This is a genomic window from Aquirufa salirivi, from assembly GCF_045310485.1.
In the GTDB taxonomy this organism is placed as follows: Bacteria; Bacteroidota; Bacteroidia; order Cytophagales; family Spirosomataceae; genus Aquirufa; species Aquirufa salirivi.
The window spans coordinates 77,952-99,491 of sequence record NZ_JBEWZH010000005.1 but is presented as its reverse complement, the minus strand read 5'-3'; the positions used below and the strand labels follow the sequence as shown (position 1 = coordinate 99,491).

The 21,540-nt window shown below is 34.9% G+C and carries 23 protein-coding genes; 19 read left to right on the top strand and 4 right to left on the bottom strand.

Annotated features, from left to right (window positions below; translation table 11 throughout):
* Window positions 1–261 precede the first annotated feature (261 nt).
* The 10 genes from U0R11_RS08230 (at window position 262) to U0R11_RS08185 (ending at window position 5,752) form a co-directional block, all read left to right on the top strand.
* Window positions 262–711 carry a 5-fold beta-flower protein gene (locus tag U0R11_RS08230; protein WP_406751231.1) on the top strand — a complete coding sequence of 150 codons (450 nt, stop codon included), beginning with the start codon at window positions 262–264 and terminating at the stop codon, window positions 709–711.
* 149 nt (window positions 712–860) lie between these two features.
* Window positions 861–1,175 carry a nucleotidyltransferase family protein gene (locus U0R11_RS08225; RefSeq protein ID WP_406751230.1) on the top strand — a complete coding sequence of 105 codons (315 nt, stop codon included), beginning with the start codon at window positions 861–863 and terminating at the stop codon, window positions 1,173–1,175.
* Entirely contained in the window at window positions 1,162–1,491 is a 330-nt protein-coding gene (locus U0R11_RS08220) for a HepT-like ribonuclease domain-containing protein (RefSeq protein ID WP_406751229.1), read from the top strand. The genes U0R11_RS08225 and U0R11_RS08220 overlap by 14 nt, the downstream gene beginning before the upstream one ends.
* 329 nt (window positions 1,492–1,820) lie before the next feature.
* Window positions 1,821–2,636, top strand: a complete 816-nt coding sequence (locus tag U0R11_RS08215; RefSeq protein WP_406751228.1) for a helix-turn-helix domain-containing protein — start codon at window positions 1,821–1,823, stop codon at window positions 2,634–2,636.
* A gap of 67 nt (window positions 2,637–2,703) precedes the next feature.
* A complete protein-coding gene (locus U0R11_RS08210; RefSeq protein ID WP_406751227.1) occupies window positions 2,704–2,946 on the top strand; it encodes a hypothetical protein in 243 nt (80 codons plus the stop codon).
* Between the two features lie 182 nt (window positions 2,947–3,128).
* Window positions 3,129–3,323: a hypothetical protein gene (locus tag U0R11_RS08205; RefSeq protein ID WP_406751226.1), complete on the top strand. Its 195-nt coding sequence runs from the start codon at window positions 3,129–3,131 to the stop codon at window positions 3,321–3,323.
* A 2-nt stretch (window positions 3,324–3,325) separates the two neighbouring features.
* Entirely contained in the window at window positions 3,326–3,784 is a 459-nt protein-coding gene (locus U0R11_RS08200) for a hypothetical protein (protein ID WP_406751225.1), read from the top strand.
* Window positions 3,785–4,165: 381 nt separating this feature from the next.
* Complete coding sequence (locus tag U0R11_RS08195) at window positions 4,166–4,792, top strand: DUF3667 domain-containing protein (RefSeq protein WP_406751224.1); 627 nt, start codon at window positions 4,166–4,168, stop codon at window positions 4,790–4,792.
* A 146-nt stretch (window positions 4,793–4,938) separates the two neighbouring features.
* Window positions 4,939–5,121 carry a hypothetical protein gene (locus U0R11_RS08190; RefSeq protein WP_406751223.1) on the top strand — a complete coding sequence of 61 codons (183 nt, stop codon included), beginning with the start codon at window positions 4,939–4,941 and terminating at the stop codon, window positions 5,119–5,121.
* A gap of 175 nt (window positions 5,122–5,296) precedes the next feature.
* Window positions 5,297–5,752, top strand: a complete 456-nt coding sequence (locus tag U0R11_RS08185; RefSeq protein WP_406751222.1) for a DinB family protein — start codon at window positions 5,297–5,299, stop codon at window positions 5,750–5,752.
* Window positions 5,753–5,858: 106 nt separating this feature from the next.
* On the opposite strand, the gene U0R11_RS08180 is transcribed toward U0R11_RS08185, so the two are convergent.
* On the bottom strand, window positions 5,859–7,004 hold the full coding sequence (locus U0R11_RS08180; RefSeq protein WP_406751221.1) for a DUF3179 domain-containing (seleno)protein: 1,146 nt from the start codon (window positions 7,002–7,004) through the stop codon (window positions 5,859–5,861).
* A 149-nt stretch (window positions 7,005–7,153) separates the two neighbouring features.
* Between U0R11_RS08180 and U0R11_RS08175 the strand changes: the two genes are divergently transcribed.
* The 6 genes from U0R11_RS08175 to U0R11_RS08150 all read left to right on the top strand — a co-directional run bounded on the left by U0R11_RS08175 (window position 7,154) and on the right by U0R11_RS08150 (window position 13,491).
* On the top strand, window positions 7,154–7,633 hold the full coding sequence (locus U0R11_RS08175) for a hypothetical protein (RefSeq protein ID WP_406751220.1): 480 nt from the start codon (window positions 7,154–7,156) through the stop codon (window positions 7,631–7,633).
* A gap of 169 nt (window positions 7,634–7,802) precedes the next feature.
* Window positions 7,803–10,574 (top strand): TonB-dependent receptor, encoded by a 2,772-nt coding sequence (locus U0R11_RS08170; protein WP_406751219.1) that lies wholly within the window; start codon window positions 7,803–7,805, stop codon window positions 10,572–10,574.
* Between the two features lie 2 nt (window positions 10,575–10,576).
* Window positions 10,577–11,818: an MFS transporter gene (locus U0R11_RS08165; protein ID WP_406751218.1), complete on the top strand. Its 1,242-nt coding sequence runs from the start codon at window positions 10,577–10,579 to the stop codon at window positions 11,816–11,818.
* A gap of 3 nt (window positions 11,819–11,821) precedes the next feature.
* Window positions 11,822–12,367 (top strand): carboxymuconolactone decarboxylase family protein, encoded by a 546-nt coding sequence (locus U0R11_RS08160; RefSeq protein ID WP_406751217.1) that lies wholly within the window; start codon window positions 11,822–11,824, stop codon window positions 12,365–12,367.
* Between the two features lies 1 nt (window position 12,368).
* Window positions 12,369–12,914 carry a carboxymuconolactone decarboxylase family protein gene (locus tag U0R11_RS08155; RefSeq protein ID WP_406751216.1) on the top strand — a complete coding sequence of 182 codons (546 nt, stop codon included), beginning with the start codon at window positions 12,369–12,371 and terminating at the stop codon, window positions 12,912–12,914.
* A 7-nt stretch (window positions 12,915–12,921) separates the two neighbouring features.
* Window positions 12,922–13,491, top strand: a complete 570-nt coding sequence (locus U0R11_RS08150) for a carboxymuconolactone decarboxylase family protein (RefSeq protein ID WP_406751215.1) — start codon at window positions 12,922–12,924, stop codon at window positions 13,489–13,491.
* 277 nt (window positions 13,492–13,768) lie between these two features.
* On the opposite strand, the gene U0R11_RS08145 is transcribed toward U0R11_RS08150, so the two are convergent.
* Complete coding sequence (locus U0R11_RS08145) at window positions 13,769–14,671, bottom strand: cyclase family protein (protein WP_406751214.1); 903 nt, start codon at window positions 14,669–14,671, stop codon at window positions 13,769–13,771.
* Between the two features lie 311 nt (window positions 14,672–14,982).
* Window positions 14,983–15,576 carry a DUF7010 family protein gene (locus U0R11_RS08140; protein ID WP_406751213.1) on the bottom strand — a complete coding sequence of 198 codons (594 nt, stop codon included), beginning with the start codon at window positions 15,574–15,576 and terminating at the stop codon, window positions 14,983–14,985.
* A gap of 441 nt (window positions 15,577–16,017) precedes the next feature.
* Here U0R11_RS08140 and U0R11_RS08135 point away from each other — a divergent pair, with 441 nt between their 5' ends.
* From U0R11_RS08135 to bla, 3 genes are all read left to right on the top strand, one after another.
* The gene (locus U0R11_RS08135; RefSeq protein ID WP_406751212.1) at window positions 16,018–18,843 is read left to right on the top strand and encodes an outer membrane beta-barrel protein; all 2,826 of its coding nucleotides are present in this window, start codon (window positions 16,018–16,020) and stop codon (window positions 18,841–18,843) included.
* Window positions 18,844–18,846: 3 nt separating this feature from the next.
* Window positions 18,847–19,587, top strand: coding sequence for a GLPGLI family protein (locus U0R11_RS08130; protein WP_406751211.1), 741 nt, complete (start codon window positions 18,847–18,849; stop codon window positions 19,585–19,587).
* Window positions 19,588–19,724: 137 nt separating this feature from the next.
* A complete protein-coding gene (bla, locus tag U0R11_RS08125) occupies window positions 19,725–20,480 on the top strand; it encodes a subclass B1 metallo-beta-lactamase (protein WP_406751210.1) in 756 nt (251 codons plus the stop codon).
* 58 nt (window positions 20,481–20,538) lie between these two features.
* Here the strand turns inward: bla and U0R11_RS08120 are convergent, their stop codons facing one another.
* On the bottom strand, window positions 20,539–21,540 hold the full coding sequence (locus U0R11_RS08120) for an NADP-dependent oxidoreductase (protein WP_406751209.1): 1,002 nt from the start codon (window positions 21,538–21,540) through the stop codon (window positions 20,539–20,541).

Sequence of the window (21,540 nt, the reverse complement as noted above, 5' to 3'; positions counted from 1 at the left end):
AGCAGTATTTGGAATTTTTGCAGCATAAATTTTAAAACGCTTAAAAGTACGAATTTGTTCTAAATTCTAATATTTAATTTTTCCAAAATCCAATATTTCATAATACTTCATTCAAATTAAATAAAGTGCTGTTTTATTTCATAATTAACGATATTGTCTGCTTTTATAATGAATGAAAAGGTGATGAATGTCATATATCGAAATTAATTCAACAATATTTATATGGTTACATTTGATTTTAACGATCTAAATAAACAAATCATGAAAAAGTCATCGTTTATTTTTTCCATTGCATTCGTATTGTTAAGCACGTTTTCAGCTTTAGCCCAACAGCCAAGAGACAGCAAAGGCCACTTGATTTTAAATGCCAAGGGAGATATTTATTTTGACGGTGTAAAAACCGGTACCGTATCAAAAGATAAAATTATTAGTGATTCGAAGGGAAAAAAATTAGGGTTTCTTGGAGCTAATGGAGTTTTAAAGGACGAAAATGGGAAAATGATGGGAAAAATGGGGAAAGACGGGAAAACCTATTTTGATGAAAAAGGGAATATCATTTTTACCATTGAGGATTTCGATAAAGAAACTTGTAATATTAAAGATGCCAAAGGGGCGGTTATCGGAAATGTTCACAAATCATTAAAAGGAGTTGCCTGTGCTTTACACTGTTTCCAAAACCAAATGGATATGAAAACACATTCCAAGCATTAATGAAAATAGAATAAGTTAAAGACTATTTGAGGAGTATTTTTGACAATTTCGGCTGCAACATTCCACCTATTAAGGGAGCAAACAAGAAAGTCATCAGAAATGGTGACTTTTTTTGTGTTAAGTAAATTTTAATTCCTAATTTTCCTCAGATGCAAGTCGAGAAAATTCATACGAAACAAGAGTTATTGGATGCGCTATTTCAACATGGAGCTGAGATAAAATCGTATGGAGTTAACCGTTTGGGAATATTTGGGTCTTTCATCAAGGAAAGCTACACTGAAGAAAGTGATATTGATTTCTTAGTTGACTTTGAGCCATCAAAAAAGAGTTTCGATAATTTTATGGATCTTTCCTTCTTTTTGGAGGAATTATTAGGGCGGAAAGTGGAATTAGTTACCACCCAATCTTTGAGTAAATTTATAGGTCCCCACATATTAGAGGAGGTTCAACATGTCCGCCTCTAATTTAGAATTGATTCGACATATCTTGGTCGAAACTACATTTATCCTACAGCATACAGAACAGAAATCTAAGGAAGAAGTTATCAATGATGATGTACTTTGTCGCGCAGTTGTCCGTAGCCTTGAAATTATTGGCGAGGAGACAAAAAAATTGGATGATGAATTTAAGTTAACGAACAATCATATTGAGTGGAAAAAGATTGCAGGAACAAGGGATAAATTAATCCATAATTACTTCGGTATCGATTACGATATTATTTGGGACATTATTCAAACCAAAATTCGGGATTTAGATTATTTTTTGAAGGAATTAAAATAGAAAACGGCTGTAACATTCCTCCTAGTAAGGGAGCTAGATTAAAAAGGAGGTCATTTCGACCTCTTTTTTTGTTTAAAAACCATCTTAACTTTCTGTAAAGAGACATTTTTTGTAGTTGCATCTTTTTCAATTTCAACATCTTGTTTTTCGTAAATTTATAACCCTAAACCATAATTTTGAGTGGAAAAATACCTTTTTGTGAGTGGAAATGTGGTTTAACGACTTATAATGAAGTATTTAATTTTTGATAGAGTGGTTCGAGGTCACTAGTGGGTTTTGTATCTTTTTCTTTTTTCTTTAATTAACTTTAGTTCAAATCTCTCTTTTTTGTGATAAAGACCATTGCGCCTACTTCTCCAATTCTATCAAAGTATATTGAATGCTTCTATATTTATGAAGGCAAGTTCAATTCCGTTTTTAGTTATGTAGCATTCCCTCATTTCAATACAGGGCTTTCATTTTTCAAGGGAGCATCTGTTCATAGACAAAATTGGTCTCTTCAAATTTCGGAAAACACCGATGTGGGAGTACATATTGAAATACTTGGTAAATACGTAAAACCCGTATTTTTAGAATACAAAGGGCAATTAAAGGAAATTTCTATTGTATTCAAACCTGTAGGATTGAATCGATTTTTCAAAGATAATTACCTTTCATTGGCACCTAAATTTTCTCAAGAATTAAAGAATGATGTCTGGGGTAAATTTGGAGAAAATTTATTTTCAAGTGACGATGATATTAGTAAAATTGAATCATTTTTGCTTTCTCAATTTTGTGACAATCAAGAAGTATCCAGTATCGAAAATTCGTTAAAATTATTAGAAAATAGTAATGAGCAAATTTCCATTTCTGATATTGCAAATAAGGCAGGACTTAATCTCAAAACCTTTCAAAGACAATTCCAAAAACATATGGGTTGTAGTCCTGTGGAATATCGTAGAATTTATAGATTCAGAAGCACATTAACCAACAAACTTAATAGTACCCAAATAAAAAACTTAACTGAAATAACCTATGAAGAAGGTTATTATGATCAGTCTTATTTAATTAAGGAGTTTCGGAAAATTACAAACCATAACCCGAAAGACTTTTTTAAGTCAACAAGTAAAGTGGATGGCGATAAGATTATATGGGAAATTAAGTAGTGTCTTAAAAGTACAATTTTGAGTTTTGGCTATGATTTAATTTTGAAATAAATTAAACGGCATCTCAATGAAAACATCATTTAACAAATTTCTTTACATAGGATTTTTACTCCTAGGTCTTTTTCAGGCATTTTTTTCTAGAGATTATTTGCAAGCAGCTTCCTCACTTGGTATTGGATTAGCTTTTGACCCTTTTGACATAGAACAAAAGTGGAATGACAGACCGACTTGGCAAAAGGCAGTTTTGATTATTCACCTGGCCTTGGTCGCAGCAATGTTTGGATTTGGTATTGGCTTGAATGACAAGTAAACTTCCAGCAATTTGACACGAGGTTCAACCCTTTAATTTCCTGATAATCGCAAGCTTAAACAATGAAAACGGCTGCAACATTCTACCTAGTAAGGGACAAATAGGAAAGTCATAAGAAATGGTGAACTTTTTGTTGAATTTCGGTTTGATTGAAGGTTTAAAAATTCATAGTATATTTGATTATGCCAAAATTAGATAGGACATATAGCACTTCTGGCAACCTTTTTGAACAGAAGGATGAGGTTATGCATTATTTAGGAATGAGTAAGGAAGAAATTGCTAAGGTTTTTGCCTATTTAAATAGTGTTTCTTTTAATTATGCTTTAGGGAATCCTCCTAAAATGAACAAAGCGGCTTTTTCAATGCGCAAAAATTAGCCATGGGGAATATTTTTAATCCAGATTTTCAAGATTTTTTATTGGCTTTGAATAAAAATGAAGTCAAGTATGTCCTAGTTGGAGGATATTCTGTTATCTATCATGGATTCCCTAGAACAACAGGAGATCTAGATATATTTGTAGAAGTTTCAAAAAGTAATTACCATAAATTGGCTCAAGCATTTGAACAATTTCAAATGCCTCTTTTTGACATGACCGAAGATTCCTTTCTACATCAATCCCAAATTAATGTGTATACATTTGGACGACCTCCTGTGTGTATTGAGATGTTGAAAGAAATCTCTGGGTTTACTTTTCAAGAAATTTATAATAATGCGTTGAATACCGTGTTTGAAGAAATTCCAATGAAAGTAATTCATATAAATGACCTAAAAAGGAATAAGAAAATGAGTGGAAGAGCTAAAGATTTAAATGATTTGGAAAATCTTTCTAAATTATAAGGACTGTTTTTTTGAAGGATTTGGTGGCAACTTCCATCTGGAGAGGGAGCAAACAAGAAAGTCATCAGAAATGGTGAATTTTTTGTTTATAATTTATACTAATTTCTTCCATTTGTCAACTTTGTTGGTTAAGCTAATGGGCCTTTTCTTTGTTAGTAAATATGGGACATGATGAAAACCCCTAATGGGATACTTTGGGTAGAGTATGCTTGGATCAAAATCAAAATGAATCGAACAATTCGTTGATTCGCCATTTTTTGTCGCAAATTTTTTCAGAAATTAGTTTTCATGAACATTACAAATAAAAGGTGTAAGAATTGTCAACAAGAACTAAATGGAAAATTTTGTTCTAATTGTGGACAAGATTCTAATACCCATCGTATGAGTATGCACTTTATTTGGCATGATTTGCAGCATGGTTTTTTGCATTTTGATCAAGGTATTTTTTACACCATCAAACAATTGCTTTTCCGTCCTGGATATGCAATTAAAGATTATATCAATGGAAAACGAGCATCTCATTTTAAACCATTTTCTTTTGTAATTATCATTGCAACGGTCTATGGATTACTAAGTAAAAACTTATTTTTTATTTCAGTTGATAGTCAATCAATGGATTCTGTACTCAGAATGTATGTGTCCATGATAGAATGGACATTAAAGCATTTGACTTACACGACAATCGTTTTAATTGTCACTACATCAATTGCCTCTTTCTGGGCTTTCCAAAGGCAAGGGTTTAATTTTGCAGAACATTTGGTTTTAAATACATATTATCGCGGATTAGTTTTATTAGTGGCGATATTGGTAATACCATTTATGTATCTATCGAATGATTTAGACATTAAATATGTGATGATTTATATGTCAATTTCACAGATGGTCGACTTTTTGTTGATGTATTGGTGTTATTGTCAATTTTTTGATAAAATGTCTTTTGGAAGGTCTTTGCTAGCCTATTTCTACATGACAGTTATTAACATGTTAATATTCATGTTATTTGTATGAAAAATGTAGAGCTATTAGCCCTATTTTATGTTCTATCAAAACGGTCAAAAAATGGGTAAAATTGAAATTATCAATCAGTCAAATACCCTTTGGAATAAGGCTTCCTTGGATTATTTAGAAAATCACTTGAAACACATTAATACCGGATGGAAGTTGCAGATGTTAAATCGGCTCACTCAAATTACCTTATTAAGTATCACCCCAAAAAATCCATTGTTTCGAATGCCATGAGTAATTTTGGTCTTCAAGCAATAGAGACGGAGGAGAACATATTACCTAGTGGGAAAGTATTTTTGACTTTTGCTTTTCAGCGTAATGAAGCATTGTGATATTTTACTTTTCGGAAAGTAAGCAATTCATTAAAGACAATTTAGGCTGCAACATTTCTCCTAATAAGGGAGCAAACGGGAAATCCATCAGAGATGATGGCTTTTTCTTAGTCTATCAGAGAGTTAAGAGTGTTGCATCTTTTTTATTATATTTAATAAAATTTCTGTTAGAAAAATGACCTATCAACTCAACTTAATCAAGCAAACAAGACATAATTTTTTAAATTTAATTGAGCCATTGTCTATTGATGAACTAAACAAAATTCCTGATGGCTTTAATAACAATATAGCATGGAACTTGGGGCATATTGTAGCTAGCCAACAAATACTTTGTTACGTTCTTTCAGGTGTATTGCCAAAAATTGGACAGGAATTTATTGATAAATATAAGAAAGGAACTAAGCCAGAAAGCTTCATTGGAAATGATGAAATACAACAATTAAAAGTTCTTTCACTTACTTTAATGGACGAATTGGAAAAAGACATGAATACTAAATTGTTTGACAATTTTAAAACTTATACTACATCATACGGGTTTGAATTAAATAATATAAATGATGCTATAAATTTCTTTTCTGTACATGATGCTATGCATTTTGGTGTATCATTGTCCATTAAGAAACTGATTTAGTTTATAGGGGTGGAATTTTTACAAACATTTTGGTATACCTAGCTCATTTGTAATTAAACATACATGCACTCTCTATAATACTTTAGTTCGAATGCTGTGTTTTATCTTAATACTTGGCGGTATTTGGATGAAACGTTTCCCAGCTGTGCCAAAACTCCTGATGAGCAGCAATGGGTTTAAGTGTCAAATTCGAAGAGAGAGCTTGTCCCTTTAAATTATAAACTTGGTTGTTTTCAAATAGCTTATTCCCTTTAAAGACAAAGCTACTTTGTTTGTTAGGTCTTTCAAAAGCGAAAAAGCTCCTGTTGTCGTTTGCTAACACGAGTAAGATGGGTTTATTTGCTAGCTCCAGTTGTATTATGCGCTCTTTTTTTAATCGATTCCAATCGATTGCAATGCTCTTGTGCGCAATTTCAATTCCTACCACCCATGATTTTCTTTTCCAAGATAGAGAATCTGTTCCTGTCAATTCCTTTTTGGATTTTCCTGTCTCGTATTTACCTGTAGAATCATAATTTTCTTTAAATTCTGGGTCAGGTTGCATGATTTTAGAATTGGGATAAAGCTTTAACCACATAGCGAGGGACATTTGTTGCGCTTGGATTTCTGGCAATAATGTACCCTTTAATGGCCCTATTAATGCTTCTCCATTCGCTTGTCTCCACCAACTTTTTGTAGTTTTATCCTCAAACATGGCATTAAAGTGATCCATGCCAACTAATCGAAATACCTCCAATTTCCCATTCACTTTTGGCTCAAATACTCGTCCTGTTCTACATACTGTACAGTAAGTAACCATGATCTCTTTATCTCCCACTTTATCTCGAACTTGGTGATGATAGCCAATGAGTGAAATAGGATATGCTTTTGATTCGCCTTCTATATTAACACCAATGATCAGCCGATCGAGCGGGATTTTATTGCTTTTGGCTTCAACGAGTAGAAGACTCTTAGGTTGATAAAACATTGCATCAGCCGCCATGACAAAATTTAATACATAGAAGGTTGTAATACTGATTGCTAGTGCAAAAAAGAATATCATCTTGTTGAAAACGAATGTGTGATATGCCCCTGCAACACTTAAAATGAGAAAGCCAAAACGAAATATCCATCGATTTGTGTAAAGAAAAAATGCAAGTTCAATACTATTTATGCTCTGTGATCCAGGCATAGGCATAATAAAGAACACATTTAAAATCTCAAATAAGATGATTCCGACGATGCCAATAAAGAAAAGAAATTTCATAGTCATGTTAGTATTTTGGCTTTTCAGAATCAATTTATGATCAAAAGTAGAATTTTTAATGAATCTAAAATTCTAAATTAAATTTGGAAGAGTCATATAAAACTCATTAATTTAGTAGAGAAATGAAAAAAATACTTGCAATAGTGCTATTTGGTGTGCTGCTTTATCAGGCAGGGGGCTTTGCATTGCAGTATTTATCGAATGAATCATCTATTATTGACTCATCCACAGAAACAGTCGTTGTAAAAATCCCGATCAATCTACCGTATCAAACGGATTGGACTTCTGCTGAAGAGGTTTCAGGGTCAGTGCGACAAGGAGATGAATTCTATGAGATGAAGGAGAGAAAAGTCGTCAATGATACATTGGTTACGGTGATGGTGAAGGACAAGAATGCGCGGGACAACTTTTTGGATTTCGCTGAAAAGGTAAATGAGCATTTGAAAGACGAACCAGGATCCGCTCCTGCTAAAACAAAACTTATTAATATCTTAGTCAAGGAATATTGTGCTCAAGTTTCTTCATGGGTATTTTATATCATTGAATGGCCGGTTGAAAGACCTAATTCCATCCATTCTATCTTACCTACTCAAGACATTTCGTCTGACTTTTTCTCGCCTCCTAGGCACGCTTAATTTTCTTTTCTTGATTTTGTAAGGCATTTACAGTCTTGTAATATTCTCTTTGTCGATTTTCAGTTTCGGATTATTAATTCGATTCGCATGAATCGTGCTCTTTAATTTCTAGGGCATAATCATGTCTATTTAATCGACTTTTATTAAGCGTTTAAACAGATTTTATACAATGAAAAAGTTTTTATTCATACTATTCTTATTTTCTACAGTTCAATTATTTGCCCAAAAGGTTAAAATTTCGGGTATCGTTACATCTTCTGAGTCGAATGAGCGCATCCCTGGTGCTAGCATTCGCGTGAAGGGATCCTCTACAGGAGTAAGCACTAATGCAAAAGGGGAATTTGAGTTAGCGGTTAGTAATGTAAAAATTCCATTTACGATTACAATATCAGCAGTCGGGTATGGCGTTGTTGAAGTACCTATTAGTTCAGAAAACCAATCGATTAGTATTGTTTTGGCGTTTAAATCAATACTTCTTACTGAGGTAGTAAGCTCAGCCACCAGGGTAAATCAAAATATATTAGAATCTCCGGTAAGTATTGAAAAAATGAGCAATAAAGCGATTAAAGAAAATCCGTCATTTACGTTTTATGATGGTTTAGTTAATTTAAAAGGACTTGAAGCAGTTACAAGCAGTATCACATACAAGCAGATTAATACACGTGGTTTTAATACGACTGGAAATTCGCGTTTTTTACAATTGGTGGATGGGGTAGATAATCAAACTCCGGGATTAAATTTTGCAGTGGGTAATCAATTTGGTGCATCTGATTTAGATGTTGAATCAGCTGAGGTGATTCCAGGTGCAGCTTCTGCGCTTTATGGACCTGTGGCATTTAATGGGTTATTATCTATTAAAACAAAGGATGCATTTAAATATCAAGGCTTATCTTTTTCAATCAAAAGTGGTTTAAATCATGTTGGGGAGGTTTTTTCAGATCCTAAAGGACTAAATGATTTTGCTTTTCGTTTTGCTAAATCATTTAATGATAAGATTGCATTTAAGGTTAATGTGTCTTATTTGGCGGGTACAGATTGGTATGCGAATAATTATACGGATGTTAATGCCTCTATTCCAGGAGCAAATCGTGGACCAAATAATCCGGCTAGAGATGCATTAAATATTTATGGCGATGAGGTGACTAAAAATATTGCTGGAGTAGGAGTAGTTAATCGTACAGGATACGAAGAAAAGGATTTAATGAATTATGGTGTATATAGCTTCAAACTTAATGGTGCGTTGCAATATAAAATCAGCAAAAATCTGGAGGCTGTCTATCAATATAATTTTGGACAAGGCACAGCTAGTTATACAGGAAGTAGTCGTTTTGATTTAAATAACTTTACACTTCAAACTCATCGTTTAGAACTTCGTGGAAGTAATTTCTTCATTCGTGGATACTCCGTTCAAGAAAACTCAAATGATTCATATAATACGCGCTCATTAGGACAATTCATTAACCGTACATGGGTTCAGGATTTAAATGGACAAGTTGTTTCTCCTGCAAATGCTGATGCTATGTGGTTTACTCGTTATGAAGCAGCGTTTAAGGGTACTGTAAATAGTGTTTCTGCAAACGATAATAGTGCGGCTCGTGCCTTTGCAGATAGAGGTAGATTAGCACCAGGAACTATGGCCTTTGAAGCGGCGAAAGATGCTTCAATACACAATTATGGATTAAGTGGAGCAGGCGTATTTAGTGCTAGTAAGTTTTATCATGCAGATGGACAATATGATTTGAGCAAAGACATCAAGTTTGTTGACTTATTAGTAGGTGGTAGTGTTCGTCAATACAGCATGTTTACAAATGGAAGTTTATTCGATGATGCAAAGAATCCAATTAGTATTTTAGAGTGGGGTAGTTTTGTGCAAGCAAGCAAAAAGTTGTTTAATGAAAAATTAAAACTAGCCGCATCACTTCGTTATGATAAGAATGAAAACTTCCAAGGGAATTCCACACCTCGTTTTTCAGGGGTTTATTCTGTAACACCATTACATAACTTTAGAGCATCTTATCAAACCGGTTTCCGTAATCCAACACCTGTTGACCAGTTTATTAAGTTGAATGTAGGGCCAATTACGATTTTGGGTGGTGCACCAAATAATAGTGCAGGGATGAATGTTTATGAAAACAGTTACATGGCTAATTCAGTAAATGCATTTGGAAATGCGGTAGGAGCGGCAATTGGTGCAGGAACTTCTCCTCCAGTTGCTATTGCGGCTAATAAGGATTTATTGGTTAAAGCAAATGTAGCCTATATTAAACCAGAGCAACAAAAGGCATTTGAATTAGGCTATAAAGGGGTTGTAAATGGAAAACTATTAATAGACCTTAACTATTACCAAAGCTGGTACACCGATTTTATCTTAAATACGGTAGTTATTCAACCTGCTGCACCTGTTTTAGGATCAGATGGAAAACCCAATATTGGAGCTGCGTACCAAGTGGCGGCTAGATCAGTAAATGCATACCAATTATATACGAATGCATCTGATGAGGTTTCTGCACAAGGATTCAGTTTAGGTCTAACCTATTTACTAGATAAAGGCTATGTTTTAGGAGGAAACTTAACTAACTCAAATTTTAATTTAGGTAGCGCAAACGTAAATAATATTGCTCAATTTAATACACCTGAATATAGCACGAATTTGAATTTTGGTAATGCAAATATTGGGGGCAGCAATTATGGATTCAACGTAAATCTGCACTGGCAAAGTCAATTTGATTGGTATGGTACTTTTAATGGAAACAGACCAGGTACAATCCCTGCGTATTCATTAGTTGACGTTCAGATTAATAAGAAACTGCCAAAACAAAATGTTACGATTAAATTAGGTGCTAGCAATTTGTTTAATAATCACGTTTCGCAATCTTATGGCTCTCCAGCTATTGGTGGTATTTATTACATCTCTTTGGTTTACGATAATCCATTAAAATAACAATGAAGAATTTAGAGATGTCGAAAACAAGTAAATACACCAATTATTTGGCAGTGGTATTCGTCCTATGCTTTATAAGTAATGTACTAGGGGGCTCCGTTTCCACCCTAATATCGGTTTACCTCCCTGTGGTCATTAAAGACTTACAGGGAGATATAGCCCCAAATCAATTGAACAACATTAGTGGCGTTATTAATGCGTTCTTCATTTTTGGTTGGGCCATTGGAGGCTTTACTTGGGGCGTAATAAGTGATCGGATTGGAAGGAGAAAGGCATTAGTTTATTCTATTGCAGGATATGGTGTATTTACGATTTTGACAGGTTTGATGACATCTTGGGAGGGCTTGGTTCTTTGTCGTGTTATGAGTGGTTTTGGTGTAGGTGGTGAGATGGTGGTAGCTACTACATTTATTAGTGAAATATGGCCAAAGAAAAACAATGCGGTCATGTTAGGAATTTTATCCATTGCTTTTCCGATTGGTATTTTTGCTGCAGGTGCAATTAATGTTGTTTTGCCAGATTGGCATCAAGGATTTTTAATTGGATTAATACCCTTATTAATGGCTGTTCTTGGATTGTTTATTATAAAAGAATCAGAGGAATGGTTATTGCAAAAACAAAAGGCGTCAGTATTCGCTTTGAATAACGTATTTGCTCAAGAAAATCGAAAAGAAGTAATAATAGGCTCTTTATTATTTGGATCCATGTTAATTGGACTGTGGGCTATTTTTTCTTGGATGCCTACCTGGATTCAAAGTTTAATGGTATATGATGCACCTAAAGAAAGAGGATTAAGCATGATGTTTTTAGGTATGGGAGGATTAGCAGGAGGGTTCTTATCAGGATGGTTAGTGAAGTTAATTGGTTTACGGAAGTCAATGTTATCTTGTTTTACTGTTTGCACCGTAATGTCATTTGTTCTTTTTAAGACTAATTCTACTGTTACAAATATCGTATATGTTGAAATTGTTATTATGGCCTTGTTTTTTGGGGCTAGCCAAGGGGTTCTTTCTTCTTACATTCCACAGCTTTTTCCTACGGCAATTAGAGCAACAGCCACGGGATTCTGTTTTAATGTTGGAAGATTATTTACAGGTTCTGCCGTATTATTTATTGGAGTTTTGGTAACAGGTTTAGGGGGTTATGGGAACGCCATTTTCCTTTTTTCACTTGTTTTTGTTTTGGGATTATTAGTAACACTTTTTGTTGTTAAGGATGATAAATCATCTACAAATTTGAAATAAAATATGGCACATATTAACGTACCAGACGGAGTACCGGGGATTAGATCTTTGGTCATGTTCAGGCCTGAAACAGGTCAGCATTTGTATGCGTTAGCAGAGGTATTGCTTCGCGGTGATTCGACCTTAACTCAAGCAGAGCGGGAATTAATGGCTGCCTATGTTTCAAGGCGGAATGAATGTGTTTTTTGTAGTAGCAGTCATGCTGCTGCAGCCAGATGTTTATACGGAGAAGGCGACGCAACTGTTGATGATGTGTTGAATGATTTAGACGCATCAAATATCAGTCCTAAATTAAAGTCCTTACTCCAAATTGCAGGGAAGGTTCAGATTTTGGGGAAAGAAGTAAAGCAAGATGATATTGATGTAGCTCGTGGACTAGGCGCAACGGATAAGGAGATTCATGATACCGTATTGATCGCAGCTTCTTTCAGCATGTTTAATCGGTATGTTGATGGATTAGCTAGCCTAACACCTACAAATTCAGAAGAGTATAAAGAAATGGGAAAACGGATGGTTCAAGGATACGTATTACCCCCTAATAATTCATAAGATGGCACATATAGATTTAGGAAATGAGCTTCCAGGAATTCGTGGATTGATGGCATTTAGTCCTTTGACAGAAAAGCCTTTAAATGCACTTGCTGAAGTATTATTAAGAGGGGACAATTCCTTAACTAGAGGAGAAAGAGAGCTTATAGGAACCTATGTCTCATATTTAAATGATTGTTTTTTTTGTCAAAATGTACATGGAGCAATAGCTGGCCACTATTTGGGATGTAACATAGAAGAAATAGATGCAATAAAGAAAGACTTTATAAATCAGAACATCACCGCTAAAATGAAGGCATTATTAACCATTGCAGGAAGTGTTCAAAAAGGAGGAAAGCATGTCTCCCATGATCAAATTGAATTAGCGAAAATAGAAGGTGCTTCAGATTTGGAGATTCATGATACTGTATTAATTGCAGCATCTTTCTGTATGTTTAATCGATATGTGGATGGACTAGCGACTTTGGCTCCCGAAGATCGACAGTTTTACATTAATAGAGCACCACAGCGTGCAGAAGAAGGTTATACAGCAAGTGTTTATAAATAGAAAAGCGATGCCATATATTAAATTAGAGAGCCACCTACCAGGGATTACAGGATTATTGGAATATAGTAAAGATACCTCACAACCTATTCGCGATCTTACACAGGTATTATTGAGAGGTCCGTCATCATTATCAGAGGCAGAACGAGAACTTATTGCTACGGTCGTTTCACATGGAAATCAATGTGTTTTTTGTACTACAGCACATACTGCTGCAGCTGATTTATTAGCGGGAGAATCAGAAACTGCGGCTTGTGTAAAGACCGATATAGAAACAGCCCCTGTAAGTGAAAAGATGAAGGCATTATTAACTATTGCGAAACAAACACGCGAAAGCGGGAAGTCGGTTACAGTGGATTCAATTACGCGCGCAAAAGTGGCTGGAGCCACTGATATAGAGATTCATGATACGGTATTGATTGCCGCTTTATTTTGTTTGTATAATCGGTATGTGGATGGTTTAGGAACATCGCTTCCTGAAAACGAAGAATATTATGGTGTGTTAGCCGATAGAATTGTACATCATGGTTATACACGATTACCACAAGGGTACGATCATTTAAAAGGGAATAATAGGTAGATTTTTTAAATTAATGATTTGGTTAGTATAAGCTCCGAGGGCCTCCCTCGGAGCTTATTTATTTTATATATTGAGAAAATCAACGAACCTTACAAAAAGTTACTGTTAGACCAATTTAGATAGTTTTACCGATATAGATGGCTGCAACATTTCTCCTGGTAAGGGAACAAACAGGAAAGCCATCAGTCATGATGGCTTTTTCTTTTATAATCCATGTTTATAAATGTAGTCGCATTGGGTTTCTTCACGGTATTAAAAGTTAAACTAAAGAACGATTTCATTTCGCTAGATTTTTTTTCAGCTTAGCCATTGCTCTAACAGGAAATGTACCAACGCCTTTAAATTTGGGCGGAATCGCACTAAATGTAAAATCGTATTGAGGTAATAGATTAAGATTACAAAGATGTTCGACAATTAAAATTTCTGCTCCTAAAAGTGTCGTGTGAACAGGTCTTGTTTTTCCTGATGTATTGTCAATATTATGAGAATCAATGCCAACCAATTTAACGCTACAATCTTTTAGGTATATCGCTGCATCTTCTGTCAAATAGGGATGATTTTCATAATATTTTTCGGTATTCCAATTACTGTCCCAACCAGTATGAATTAGAACAGCTCTATTTCTGATTTCGTAGCTTTTTAAATGGTCTTTTGTTATTTCTAATGTTTCGGTGAAAGGAATGTGAATAACAATGGCATCAAGGTCTGTAAAACTAGCTAATTCAACTTCCGAAAGATCTTTTCCATTTTCAAACCTATGAAATGGACAATCAATATATGTACCTGTATTTGTGACCATTTCAATTTTACCAATTTGAAAAGTTGTTCCTTCTGCGTAAAATTGTTTTGAATTCTCTCTGCTTAAATAATCGCAAATAATGGGTGCTGGTAATCCTTTATAGGTTACAAGTCCATGTTTTATGGTGTGGCTTAAATCAATGAATAAGTCAATATCTATTTTCGGATTAATGGGTTTTCTTTTATGAGGCTCAATCAATATTTTTTTATTCAAGATTTTGGCTTCTCCTACCATTAGAAGTCTTAAATCTTCTATAATATAGTCCGAAAGTTCTTTGTCTGAGATATTGTCGCCCAATATATCAAGCCGAAAATCCTCGCCTTTGATGCTTCCTCCATTCGTAAAGTATATCTCGAAGTCAAATTTTACTCTCTTATCCATTTGTCGTTTTTTGAGCAATTATTTCATAGTCGTTTGTTTGGAATTACTGCTATAGATTGTCAAATCCATTGCAATATTTCGCAAGTTAATCCCCAATAAGGAATCTTTAAGATGTGGTATATTGTGCATTCTAAATACGAAGTAAGAATGATTTGAGGGAGATACAGAATACTAAAAAGCCGTCCGTTGCCATGTACTTATATTAATAGGAAGGAAGTTAAAATCTTAGGTTAACGTCCTGAAGCATTGCAAGAAATTTAACTTTTTATAGTTTTATATTCTATCAAAATATGGTGGAGCATATGCGAAAATTAGTAGAATTGCTGGCTTTTTTTGTTGTCACGACGAAATGATATCAACATAAAAAGTCCAAAAGAAATTTCAATACAAGAGCCTGTCAGCAGAGAGCCCAAAGATTGAACTTTTAATTTAAATAATATGAGGGCCGAAATTCCTAAAAGAGTACCCAAAATCCAATAAACCTTTTTGCCATAGATTGTGGCAAAGGTTAAATATCTACCACCAATAATTAATAGCATTGCCTGAAAAAACCATTCTTTTTGTTGTATAGAAAGTCCCAATGCAAGTGGTAAGCACATCATCATCAAGATTGTTCCTTCCATGGCTAAGTTCCCCAAGGGATTTCCTTTTGTATGTGTCCCACTTAGTCCAATGGACTTACAAAGGAGCATGCTTAAAGGAAAAATGAACATACCTCCGAAAAAGAGTGTCCCAATGGCTTTACTTGGTGAATATTGATGTGATATAAATGAAGTAATAAGCCAAATGAGTCCCGAAACGATGACACCAATAGATCCATTTGCATAAGCTTGACACATATCATATTGAGCTTTTTTGAATGTGTCATCTTTAGCTTCAAATTTGTTAGATAATTTTTCTATCATGCTATTACAGAGCTTATGTTGTTTTAAATTATACGTATTTTTAAGGGGTTTTTTACGACTAATCGCTTGTGATTCGTGGATTAAAACCGCGTAGGTTTGTTGAGTAAAAAGAATCTTATCCCCACTAAGCTACAATTTTAGTCAATTGCTTTTTTATTATAATCGTTGAATCAAATTATTTATTGTAGGAGTTTGACCATCTCAAATTATGGAATCTACATTTCTGTTCTGGAGTTTATGCTATTCAAGGTATGATTTACGGAAATAGTCAATACACATTTAGTTTATCATATTAGACCTTGGGAAGTTTTACTACGCCTTTTGCAAAGTAGTAAATGTATATTTATCAAATCAGGAAATGAAATTTGGAATATCAGTTTGTTGCTAACCATTCATCATTTAATGCATTTTGATATTTTTTTAAATACGTATTTTTAGCATATGCCTAAAATCTACATGTATAAATCATTCGCATCTATTGTCTTTTTACTACTCAGTTTTGTTGCAATTGGTCAAAATCGCATCCAAGTTCATGGAAAATTAGTAGATACTAGTGGTCATCCTTTGTCGCAGGCAACGGTGATGTTGTTGCTACCCAAAGACTCCTCCTTGGTGAATTTTGGTCGTGCAAACGACCAAGGAATTTTTGAATTCAAGAGTGTAAAGCGCCAGCCTTATATATTGAAAGCCTCTTATGTGAGTTATGTTCCCTTGCAAGTAGATGTGAAGCCGGACCAAGAAGCGATGATTGATTTAGGGGCTTTGATAATGAAGCCCATTTCCAAGGAATTGTTTGAAGTGGTAGTCAGGACAGCGAAAGCACCTTTGAGTATTCGGGGAGATACAATTGAATATAATGCGGCCTCTTTTAAAGTGCCACCAGGGGCAACAGTTGAAGACTTGTTAAGAAAGCTTCCAGGAATGGAGATTGAGGCAGATGGAAGTATCCGGGCACAAGGCCAAAGTGTGAAAAAAGTGACGGTAGATGGGCGAAGTTTTTTCGGATCTGATCCGAAGTTGGCGACTAAAAATATAGCTGCGGATGCGATTCAAAAGGTTCAGGTATTTAATGGAAAAACAGAGGCGGCTAAAGTGACGGGCATTGACGATGGGAAAAAGGAGAAAACGATTAACCTAGAGTTAAAGGAAAGCCATAAAAAGGGGGGATTTGGCAAAATTACAGGAGGTATTGCTACGGAAGGAAGAAATGAGGTAAAGGGAAATTACAATAAATTTGATGCAAAAAACCAACTGTCTTTGATTGGATTAGGTAATAACACGAATCAAACGGGAATGTCTTTTGATGATTACCAGGATTTCAGAGGCAGTCAAGCTTTTTCTTGGGGAAATGAGGCAGATTTTGGGTTTTCGGGTAACGGACGTTACTTTTCTTTTGATGATGGAGACGATCAAATGGGGATTCCCATTGGCGGCAGACGGGATGGTTTTTCAAAGAATTATTCGGGTGGAGCCAATTACAATTATGATACCAAAAAGACCAAATTCAGTTCGAATTACTACTTCAATCAATCCGAACGTTTCATAGATAAAATCTCGAGTACCCAACGCTTTTTTCAAGATAAAACACAAAATTCCGCAGATACATCCAGCCAGAGAACGTTTTCTGGAAATCATCGGATGAGTATGCGATACGAGAAATCAATCGATACGTTGAATACACTTATTTTAATAAGTAATGGTAAATTATCGTTTGGAAACGCAGATCAAAACAGCCGAATTTTTCAACAATTATTGGTTCAAAATAATCTTAATCCACGCCAAACAAAATTGGTAAATGGAAGTGAACAACAGTCTTTTTCATTACAAAATACGGCGATATTTCGACATAAATTTGCTAAAAGTGGACGAAGTTTTTCAGCAAGTGCTGGGTATAACTTGGCTAATTCTGATGGGTCGTCTACTCAAAAATCAATTAGCCAATTTTTACATGCAACAACATTGCGGGATTCGATTCAGGCAATTGATCAATTGACAAACAACTTCTCAAATAAGACACAAATTAAGTCAAGTCTCTTTTTTGTAGAGCCTTTGTCGAAGGCATTTTATTGGGAATCTTTTTTTAATACAAGTTTTCAAAGTAACCGTTTAAACCGAGATCTTGCAGATCGAGGTACCAATGGGATAGACATTAGAAATGACAGTTTAAGCCGATATTATGACAATAATTTAACTTATAATCGATTAGGTTCTAGCCTGCGCTATTCAAAGGACGGGGTGAATATAACCGTAGGTTTAGCAGCGCAACAGTTTAACCTTAGTGGGGATTTTAGAAAATCTGCTTCTGCCCCGAATTTAGCCAATATAGATTTAAATTATTTTGCATGGATTCCTAAGGTAGGGCTTGACTTAGAATTAAAGAATAATCGCTATTTATTTTTCTCATATGATAAATCTGTTCAAGAACCGGGTATTAGGGATTTACAGCCCATTGTAGACAATAGCAATCCCTTGTTTTTACGAGTAGGTAATCCGAATTTATTACCAAGCATTAATCACTCATTGAGTTCTGGTTTTAATTTATTTGATGCAGCAAATTTTTTAAATCTATATACGAATCTTTCATATAATTATAATGTAAATCAAGTGGTCTATAGTCAAAGTATCAATTCGAGTGGTGTTGTTTTGACAAAGCCTTTGAACATTTCTGGTGGAGACAGTTATGTTGGCTATTTTGGATTCGGTTTTCCCTTGAAAAAAACAGTGAGTACAATGAATATTAACGCGGATTTTAATTTGGCAAAAAACCCACTCTTTTTGAATGATGTTTTGTCTAATACAAATACCAATGCAGGTAGTTTGGGGGCACGTATTTCTTTTACCCCGAATGATCGAATCACGTTTTATATGAATGCTAGATTCGGTTTGAACAATACAAGCTACGATAAATCAGCTTTGCCAGAGCAAACCATTCGCAATAATCAGTTTGGGTCTGAATTAACAGTTAATTTTGGCAAGAACACCTTCTTGTCTTATAATTTAGATTACAAAGTGTATGAAAATAAGACAAGAAGTTTGTACCAAGAAATGCCTATTTTGAACGTTTCTGTATTCAAATATTTTGGGAAGGCACAAAAATCAGAAATTCGATTGACCGTGTACGATGTATTTAAAAAGAATCTGGGGGTGAATCAATTTGCTTTTCAAAACTTTGTGAGTTTTGAGAAAACCCAAACGCTATCCCAATATGTTATGTTGAGTTATACCTACAATATGCGTGGATTAAGCTCCCCCATTCGTAAAAGATAAAAGATGAAGCAAATAGGATTTTTATTGATATTGATTTCTTTTTCATCCTTCTCTCAAGAAGGAAAAAAGGAAGGAATGGTTCATTACGAACGGACGACTTTTTGGGCCAATATTGTGACTCGCTTAACATATTTAAGTGCTGAGGAAAAGGATCGAGTTAAGTTGACATGGGGAAGCTCAGATGAAGGCTGGAAACAAAAAATGACCTTGGCATTTAATGAAAACCAAAGCTTGTATATGCAAGGAGAGGAAAATGCTGAGCAGGGGTGGTCTGGCCGAAAAGAGACTTTTTTCTTAACGAAGAATTTTGCTACTGAACATTCTACGGACTACCTTGATTTACTTGGAAAGACCTATGTGGTGGATGACTCATTGCATGCCCCCAATTGGAAAATCTTGAATCAAATTAAAGAAGTGGCGGGCTATATTTGTATGAAAGCGGTGACGGTAGATACCGTGAAAAAGCAAACAATTACGGCTTGGTTTGCGCAAGACATTCCTGTTCAAGCGGGCCCAGAACGCTATTTTGGCCTTCCAGGTTTAATCTTGGAATTGGATATTAATGACGGAGACGTGACCATTATTGCCAGCAAAATCGAATTTAAAAAATTAACAAACGAGTTCAATTTGAAGAAAATAAAAGGTAAGAAAATCTCGGATGCGGAATACAATAAAATCATTGCTGATTTCATTAAAGAATCCATCAAAGGCTTACGAAATCCATATTGGGGCTTGAGGTATTAATGTGGAATTTTATTAGTATTAAATGAATAGGAGTGTGAAAGCGTGGAATGATTTGTAAAAGCCATTTAACTTTTAAGATTTGTAAAAAGTGTATCTTTAATTTTTAAGAATACGTTAATTTTAGTGGCATTATATTGATGAAAAAAGTACTTCTTGCTTTGACTTTATTGTTCTGTGGAAATTTGTATGCGCAAAGCCCTGTGACTTCAGAATCATTTGAGCCTATTGAAGTATATCATTCAGAAGATTTGTGGATTATTCAAATTTCTGAGAATGCATTTGTACATACATCTTTTCTACAAACGAATGATTTCGGAAAAGTTCCTTGTAACGGCTTGGTCATAAGGGATTCCAAAGAAGTGGTGGTATTCGATACTCCAACCAATAACAAATCGGCTGATGCCTTAATTCAATACATCAAGGAAAAACTTCAATGTAACATAATTGCCATTATCCCCACCCATTTTCATGACGATTGTTTGGGGGGATTAGCATCTTTTCATGAGAAAAAAATTCCTTCCTATGGGAATTTTAGTACGATAGAATTAACAAAAGCAAACCAAGTTATTTCTCCTCAAAATGGATTTAAAGATTCCCAAAATTTGAAGTTTGGAAATACATTTGCCACGGTAACATTTTTTGGAGAAGGACATACCAAGGATAATGTGGTAGGGTACTTTCCCAAGGAAAAAATACTCTTTGGGGGTTGTTTAATAAAAGAATTAGAAGCCACAAAAGGGTATTTGGGTGATGCTAATGTGGGTGATTGGTCAAGTACGGTGGAGAAAATAAAACAGACTTATCCTGATGTTCGACTCGTTATTCCGGGGCATGGTAAAACAGGCGGAAGAGAACTTCTGGATTACACCATTCAATTATTTAAAACACCGTAGTTGCAAGTAATAGCTTTTGACACGGTCACGTCAATCTTATGTGACTCAATCTAGAAGGTTAAAGGACTTTCACCACCACTTTTCCTTTTGTACGCCCACTGGAAACATACTCCATTGCTTCATTTACTTGGTCAAATGAAAAAACTTGATCTACCACAGGACGTATGACTCCTGACTCAATCAAATTTCCCATTTCTGCCAATTGTTGGCCATTAGCTTTCATGAATAGAAAGGAATAATCAACCTGTAGTTTCTTTGCCTGATTTCTGATTTTGTTGCTCAAAAAAAACATAATCAGTTTAAATATCCAGGATAGATTGAATTCTTTTGCATAAGCCGGATCGGGTGGTCCTGAAATGGAAATGACTTTTCCTCCTGGTTTTAATATTCGTAGCGATTTTTCAAGTGTTTTATTGTCTTGGCTGTTCAAAACCACATCGTAGTCTTGGAGGATCGTTTCGAAATCTTGTGTTTTATAATCAATCACAACATCTGCCCCTAAACTTTTCACTAAGTCAAAATTAGCGACACTGGTGCTTGTAGCCACCATGGCTCCCATATGTTTTGCCAATTGAATGGCAAAGGTTCCTACACCACCCGACCCGGCTTGGATAAAGATTTTCTGTCCTTTTTTTAGATGGGCCTTTTCAATGATTGCTTGCCAAGCGGTTAAAGCTACCAAGGGAAAAGAAGCTGCTTCTTCAAAAGAAATGCCTTTGGGTTTTAAAGCTATATCATTTTCATGGACTGAAATATATTCAGCAAAAGTTCCAATGTGATAATCGGCTGGACGGCCAAAAACTTCATCACCGACTTTGAAAAGACTGACTTGGGGGCCGATTTCAATAATGGTTCCTGCAAAATCATGGCCTAAGATCAATGGAAATTGGTAAGGCATGAATAGTTTAAATTCCCCATGTTTAAGTTTAAAATCTAAGGGATTAATACTTGATGCATGTATTTGAATTAACACTTCGTGGTTTTTCGCTTTAGGCTGAGGAACTTCAGCCAATTGAAGTTTATCTTCTTTGCTGTAGCGATTTATCGTGTAGGCTTTCAT